The 7,522-nt window shown below is 44.9% G+C and carries 4 protein-coding genes; 2 read left to right on the top strand and 2 right to left on the bottom strand.

Annotated elements, in window-relative coordinates; genetic code table 11:
• Positions 1-169 precede the first annotated feature (169 nt).
• Complete coding sequence (locus QUA88_RS25270; RefSeq protein WP_333274424.1) at positions 170-3,181, top strand: EAL domain-containing protein; 3,012 nt, start codon at positions 170-172, stop codon at positions 3,179-3,181.
• A gap of 133 nt (positions 3,182-3,314) precedes the next feature.
• The gene (locus tag QUA88_RS25265) at positions 3,315-4,031 is read left to right on the top strand and encodes a Uma2 family endonuclease (protein WP_333057618.1); all 717 of its coding nucleotides are present in this window, start codon (positions 3,315-3,317) and stop codon (positions 4,029-4,031) included.
• Positions 4,032-4,091: 60 nt separating this feature from the next.
• On the opposite strand, the gene QUA88_RS25260 is transcribed toward QUA88_RS25265, so the two are convergent.
• On the bottom strand, positions 4,092-5,549 hold the full coding sequence (locus tag QUA88_RS25260; RefSeq protein ID WP_333274421.1) for a DUF1802 family protein: 1,458 nt from the start codon (positions 5,547-5,549) through the stop codon (positions 4,092-4,094).
• Positions 5,550-5,591: 42 nt separating this feature from the next.
• Complete coding sequence (locus QUA88_RS25255; RefSeq protein ID WP_333274418.1) at positions 5,592-7,520, bottom strand: P-loop NTPase fold protein; 1,929 nt, start codon at positions 7,518-7,520, stop codon at positions 5,592-5,594.
• Between the last annotated feature and the right edge of the window lie 2 nt (positions 7,521-7,522).

Genomic DNA, 7,522 nt, shown 5'->3' with positions numbered 1-7,522 from the left:
CGTCCAAAACGGACGGGCGGGACGCCCATCCCACTTTCAAGAGTGGAAGTTATTTAATTCTCATTCCTTACTTAAATGCGAAGATACAATTTACGTTGCGCGAGTCCTGAAAAACGTTAGAGTAAGAAACAACTCGGAAATTGTAAAGGTTTGCTTGAAAGTTCGGCTGATGGGAGATCGGGAGAACCAGTCAATTTCTAATTTAGGTGAAGTGGGGAGTGCCGACGATCGCCATACTGCATCAGAAGCACTGTGGCCGCGCGATCGAGCCCTGGCCGCTACTAGCTGCGGCATTGTCATTGCTGACGCCAATGCACCAGATTGTCCCATAATTTATTGCAATCCGGCCTTTGAACGGATGACGGGTTACTGCGCCAGTGAAATCTTGGGGCGTAATTGCCGATTTTTGCAAGGCCCGGATACCGATCGAACTACCGTAGCTAAAATCCGCGAGGCCTTGCGCCAAGGTCGAGAAATCCAGACACCAATTAAAAATTACCGCAAAGACGGCACTCCTTTTTGGAGCAAATTATCGCTATCTCCCGTGCGAGACGACAACGCTAATTTGACTCACTTTGTAGGAGTTCAATCTGACTTGGCGGAACCAATATGTGAAGTGCAGCAAGCATTGCAGCAAGCTAACGACCAACTGCAAACGATTTTGGAAGCAGTTCCGGGAACAGTATCTTGGATTAGCTCGGATTTGCGCTATTTGGGGGTTAACCAGCACTTAGCCAAACTGCATGGTTTGCCGCCGTCGGCTTTTGTCGGTCAAGATATTGGTTTTCTGGGCGCTAGCTCGGATTTTAACTCTTTTGTGGTGGAGTTTTTTGCCGATGACGCTACGGAAGCGGTTAAAGAACTCAACGTTAAGGTACAAACCGACGGAGGAGAGTCGGAGGGATACTATTTGATTGTGGCTCAAAAGTACGATCGGGGCAAAGCAGCTTGTCTGGTCGGCATTGACATTACCGAGCGCAAGCGGGCAGAAGAAGCTCTGGTGCTGACTCGCAAGGCGGTGGAAAGTTCGAGTGACGCGATCGGCATCAGCGATGCCAACGGCACTCACATCTATCAAAATCAAGCGTTTTCTCAGCTATTTGAGTGGGACACGGCAGAGGAATTTAAACTCGCCGGAGGTATACCGGCAGTTTTTGCTGACCCCGCAGTCGCTAGGGAGGTACTCGACACGATCGCCCTGGGTTATTCTTGGTTTGGTGAAATTACTAACCGCACTAAAAGCGGTGAAACTTTGCAAGTGTTGCTGCGGGCCGATGCTATTAAAGACCCTACAGGGAAAATTGTCGGTCTGATTTACATGAATACCGATATTACCGATCGCAAGCGCACCGAACAAGAGCTGCGGCAAAGCGAGAAGCGCTTTCGATCGTTGATTGAAAATGCTAGAGACATTATTGTGATTCTCGACGATAAAGGCTTTTGCCGCTATGTATCTCCTTCCCTAGAGCGGATTTTGGGCTACCCGACGGCGGAAGTCCTGGGCCGGTCTATTTTTGACTTGATTCACCCTGACGAATTGCTGATAGTGGATCAAGTTTTCAAAGGTGTCATGCAAATGCCGAAAGTTAGCCTGGGCATGGCGGAATACCGAGTGCAGCACAAGGAGGGTTCCTGGTGCGTGTTGGAAGCGGTGGCGACGAATTTGCTCGAGGAACCTTCGGTGCGGGGAATTGTGGTCAACTGTCACGACGTGACTGAACGCAAGCTGGCTGAAGAACAATTGTTGCACGATGCTTTGCACGACGCGCTGACGGAGTTGCCCAACCGCGCTTTGTTGACTGACAGGTTGGGGCAAGCTTTTGCCCGCGCCCAACGGCATCCAACCTATCAGTTTGCGGTGCTGTTTCTGGATTTGGACAGGTTTAAGGTGATTAATGACAGTCAGGGACACCGCACGGGCGATCGGCTGTTGGTGGCTGTGGCTCGCCGTCTCTTGACTTGTTTGCGGCCCGGCGATACGGTGGCTCGTCTGGGGGGAGATGAGTTTGTGATTTTGCTGGAAGAAATTAAAGGTGTTGATGAGGCGATCGCCCAAGCAAAGGCAATTCTCAAAACGATCGAACGACCGCTTTATTTGGAAGGTAATAAAGTTTTAATTACTGCTAGCATCGGCATTGCTTTGAGTACCGACAAATATCAGTGGCCGGGAGATATTTTGCGCGATGCTGATATTGCGATGTACCGAGCCAAAGCTCTCGGTAAAGCTCGCTACGAAGTTTTTACCCGTGCGATGCACACTCAGGCTGTGGCTTTGATGCACTTGGAACATGATTTGCGGGAGTCGGTTGAAGAACTAAATTTGAAATATTCGATAGTGGATTTCGCCTGTGGGACGGCGGCAGAAAACTCGCCGATGAGTGAAATGGATCGGAGATTGGAGCGTCCGAAGTCGCAAGTGACTGCTTTAAAATTGGAATGTCCTTTTACTGTTTATTATCAGCCGATCGTTAGTTTGAAAAGTGGTTCTGTTATCGGATTTGAGTCGCTGGTGCGCTGGCTGCACCCGGAACGGGGTTTAGTTTCCCCGATGGAATTTATTGCGATGGCGGAGGAAACTGGCTTAATTATGCCTTTGGGTTTGTGGGTTTTGAACGAAAGCTGCCGCCAAATTATTAAGTGGCAGAGTTTGAATTTACCTGTGGGAAATTCGCCGCTGACTGTAGCAGTAAATCTTTCGGGGAGGCAGTTTGCGGAACCCGAATCCATCGAGCAAATTAAGCAAGTTTTGCAGGAAACGGGTGTTGATGCTCGCTGTTTGAAGTTGGAGATTACTGAGACTGTGGTGATGGAAGATGGGGAAGTGGCGGCGGCGATGCTTTCGCAGTTGAGAGATTTGGGGATCGGGCTGTGTATTGATGATTTCGGCACTGGTTATTCGTCTCTGAGTTATTTGCACAAGTTCCCGATTAATATTTTGAAGGTCGATCGCTCTTTTGTCAGTCGCATCGGGGAAATGGGCGAAAATTTGGAAATCGTGCGGGCGATCGTCATGCTGGCCCGCAGTTTGGGGATGGAGGTAGTGGCAGAAGGTGTCGAAACCGCCGTCCAATTGGCTCAAATGCGGTCGATCGGCTGCGAGTACGGTCAGGGGTACTTTTTCTCTAAACCTCTCGATAGTGAGGCAGCTACAGCCTTGTTGAGGCGATCGCCCAAATGGTGAACTGAACTAAATATTTAACCGGATCAAATTGCTTGATTGTCAATAAGGGCGATCGATCTTTTCGTACTCAATGCCTTGAGTGTTAAAATCAAAATTGAGTATAATAGAAAACTATCGAGATAGGTAAAAATATATGTCTCAATCTGTTGTGCCAGCAGTCGAAGAAAAACAGATCGATACTTCCCCGACATTAACTTTTGAAGAGTACAGAGTTTATCAAAGCAATGACGATGTACAATATGAATTGTACAAAGGCAAATTAATACCGATGGCAACGGCTAGCGCATTACATACAAGCATCTGCGAATTTTGGGTTTATAAATTGCAGCGTTACCTAGCGGAACATAATCTGGATTTAGTCGTAAAAACTTCTGTGGGAGTCAGAACAGAAGATGCTACATCCCGCATTCCCGATGTAGTTGTTTGCACAGAAAGTTTGTGGCAACAAGTTCTTGCCAGACCCGGTTCTGGCATCTTAGACTTGAGCGAAACACCTTTATTTGTAGTAGAAGTAGTGAGCCAAGATCGGCGAGCAGATTATGTAGTTAAACGAGGAGAGTACGAACTAGCTAACGTGCCGGAATATGTGATTGTTGACCCAACAGAAAATAGACAGCGGGTGCGAGTTGCGGCATTTCCCGAAGGTGAAGAAAGTTATGCACAGATAGATTATTTGCCGGGAGATGACATGGTATCTGTAGTATTTCCAAATCTGAGATTATCAGTCAATGAAATATTATATCCCCCATTGGTAGAAGGGTTAATTAAGGCAGAACAAGCTCAATTGCAGAAAGCTGAAAGGTTGGCGGCGAGGTTGCGGGAATTGGGCGTAGATCCTGATGCTGTGTAGGAAATTGGATGAAGTACGCGCGAGCGAAGCTATCCCCCAGGGAATCGCCCTTGACGTATCTCAATCATCTAGTGGCAAATCGCGCAGGAAATAAAAGCGATCGCTTTGCGAATTGTCTCCTTTAATTCGCCCTAAGTAACCAGTCAGCGGTGAAGAAAGTTCTATAGTCAAATCCTTTACTGATTCGTTTGTCAGCTTATAATCAGTGGTGGCAGCAAATCTAGCATTGTATTGAACTTTAATCTCAGCAACCGTTGGAAAGTCGCTATCTGAGCAAAGTTTTTTCACTGCTTGTATGATTTGCGATCGCAGCCTAATTTCTCTTTCAACTTTCTCAATATAATCCTTAATCCTGTCGTCAATTTGCCGCCCCATTTCTAGATAGGGCTTTAGTTCAACTAAGTTGACAGCACCTGGATATTTAGCTTTTAACTCAACTAGCTTCTGTAAAGTCATGGCATTGATAATACTAACTTTCCACTCTTGTGCTGCTTTCAACATATCCACCGAAGGATTGCCGGGGCCAATCACTAACTTGGTAGATTCTAAAAATTTATCCCGACTTAAGTGCATTCCTCCCAGTTTAATCAATTCCTCAGCAGTTCGACTGGGGATAAGTCTACCCGCCTTACACTCACCAACTAAGGGATAGGGTTGGGAGCAAAATAAATCTAAGCCACCAGCACCGCCTTTGTAGGCATTCTCAATCTTGAATCCTAAGAATTCAAGACTTTGACGTGTGATATTCTCAAAATCGGTGCCTGCTTGATAGTTGCTTTTTTTTTCTTCTAGTTCTATGCTGCGATTTCCCAAAGCTGCGATCGTTTTAATCCAATCTAAATCTATATCTGGTTTGGCTGTTGGTAATTTTTCCGACCAACCTAGAAACATTTTGATTTCTGCGTCTAGTTGTTTGGCTTTTGGGTTGGTGGTGGATAAATGCACTAATGCACTTTGCAACTCTTCCAATTCTGGATGTTCTGGCGGCTCTAGTTTTTCCAGCTTTTGACGGCGTTTAGCAAAGATAGACTCGCTCAACACTGGCGTTGAATCAGTAACAGTTAGGGATTTTGGCAAAGATACAAAATTGCCGCTGGGATGCACTGGCATTTCCAGTGGCTGAGGCAGCAGATAAACCCGCAGGTAAGCTAGAAAAATATAAGGTTTTTCTAGGAGAATTTGCTGTAATGCCTCTGTTTTCCAGACTGTTAACCGCGACAAAGCCTCTAATGATTCAGACTCATTCACCATTTGGCACAATTCGCACCTAGCCCAAGCTTTGACCGAAACTTTATCTAAAACTACGAGGGGGAGTTCTAATTGCCCTGACTCTGGAAACAAGCTCATTTGCTTAGGTTTCATCAAGGGCATATTAGAATTATCGGTTGGATAAAGTGCATATTGTTCTCCCGGATTAAACGTTCGCCAAACTATTGCTGCAATCATTCGCCCTTGGATTAAAGCTTCTACGTCTGGGGCAGGCAAACGGATAGCCCTGTCAATATTGACTAGCGACATGAGAGTATTTGTCCCAATATGAAGTTGATAGTTTAGGAAGCCTTAATTAAACTCGCTCAGTAAATTATCACACGACTTATCTAATTTTTCTGACTCCGATAAGTCATCCATAATAGACTCCGCTACAGCTACGGGTTCATCTTCAATCAGATCGGTAGGAACCTGATAGGACGGATCGCTAAGAATCTCTCTAAGCAAGGGGTTGCTAGCCCCTAGCATTTTCTCAGCACCTTTTTCTGCAATAAAGTTGAAAATCTGCTCCTCACTAACCCCATAATCTACTTCGCGCTTCTGATGAACAGCCCGAATAGCTAACAGCGGTTTGATTTCATCTTCTTTCAGTGGAACATATTCTCCACCTTGCTGTTTAATGAGCGGTACAAGATACTTTTGTTCAAGGTATGAAGTAATCTTTTTGCTCTGGGAACGAACCAAACAACCGCGAGTTAAATTAAAAGTTTGGTAATCATTTAACCTTTTCAAACCGGCTCCTAACCCTTTGCCCCCAGCATACTGAAGCACTGCCACTCCAATAGTTGCATCTATTCCGTTGTCTTTGACGATAACCTTGAAATTGATGTAATCATCCTTGCCTCCACGTTTTTTAACTTTATCTGTAGCTTCCTGAAGTGTCACCCTTTCCACCGTCTGACCAATCAAACTCTGAAATCCAAATAAAATAGCATCAGCAAGCAGATAATTATCTTCTAAATAATTTCCTACATCTTCCTCTAGCTCTTTGACAAAAGCAAGTTCAACTGGATTAGAAATATCAGGATTTTTAGTGCCTTCACCCGTAGAAATAGGAGGCTGACAATTTTCTTTACACCACTTCAAAACCTCTCTAGCAGTGGGTTTGCCTTTGCCTAGCTCGCTAAGTTGAATGTGAGTGAATGGATAAATTGGCTGAGATGGAATTAAGTTTTGTCGTTCATAATATTTGTCTAACCAAAAGCTAACTAAGTTAACAATTGATTCTGCATCCATGTATTTCAAGTCAATCGGATTTCCTTGCACCGAAACCTTAGTGAACACTCCCCCAGGTAGCTGCTTTATTTTATTGCTCCATTGAGGAGGCATCATTACACTCAGTATCAAACCCCGGTTTAGATTTTGGAACAAATCTTTGATTAGTCCTGCAACAATCTGACTGATGTGTAAGCCACTAATATCGTCGTAGGCATCAGGCGTGTCTAACTCATCAAAGCAAATGACCAGTTCCTTGTACTCACTAATCAAATCTAAGATTTGCAAAACCGCCTCAAAAGATTGGCATTGAGTTGGTAGTTCCAACTCCTCGGCTTTGTATTTAGCAAGTTCTTGACCCTCTAACCATTTGATTGCATAAAGTGATTGGTCGTCGGAGAGCGTCCAAAAAATCGCCTTGACAATATCAGGATCGTTAACATTTTTCGCTTGCAGAAATGCTTTTGTTAGCTCCTTAACCCACTTTTTTAGTTGCTTGGGCGTGCCTGCCTTAAATTTGCCAAATAATTCTTTAGGAGCAAAAAGTTTAGCATTGGGTTTGGAAACCTTTAAAGCATTGTTAGCCATTGCCGTTGCTAGTTCTTGCCACTGTCTCACCCCATCTCTACCAATCTTTCCCAGGCTCTCAGCCAATATTCGCTGAAATCCTTGCTTAATTTGATTGATATTACCATATTTATTAGCGTAGACAAACAAGCCCCCGCCATGCTCCTGTAGGCGATGGCGGATACGGCTAATAATGTGAGTTTTGCCAGTTCCATCCTGAGCCGTTATAGCGATAGAAGTTGTCTTGTAGTGACCAGCACGAATTTGAGCTAGTGCCTGAAATACAGCATCTGAGGCGTGGGCATTTATTGTCTCAACATCGAAGAATTCCTGGCCCCAAACATCACCAGCATTGAGAAAAGGAGGTTTAGCAAATGGATTTTGATTTAAAAGAGCGGCGTTCAGGTCTTCAATGGAAGAAAAAGAAGAATTAGTCATGG

The sequence above is a fragment of the Microcoleus sp. D3_18_C2 genome (assembly GCF_036702395.1).
Taxonomy (GTDB): Bacteria; Cyanobacteriota; Cyanobacteriia; order Cyanobacteriales; family Microcoleaceae; genus Microcoleus.
Note: the sequence above shows the minus strand (reverse complement) of the source record. Positions and strands in the feature narration are given on the sequence as shown.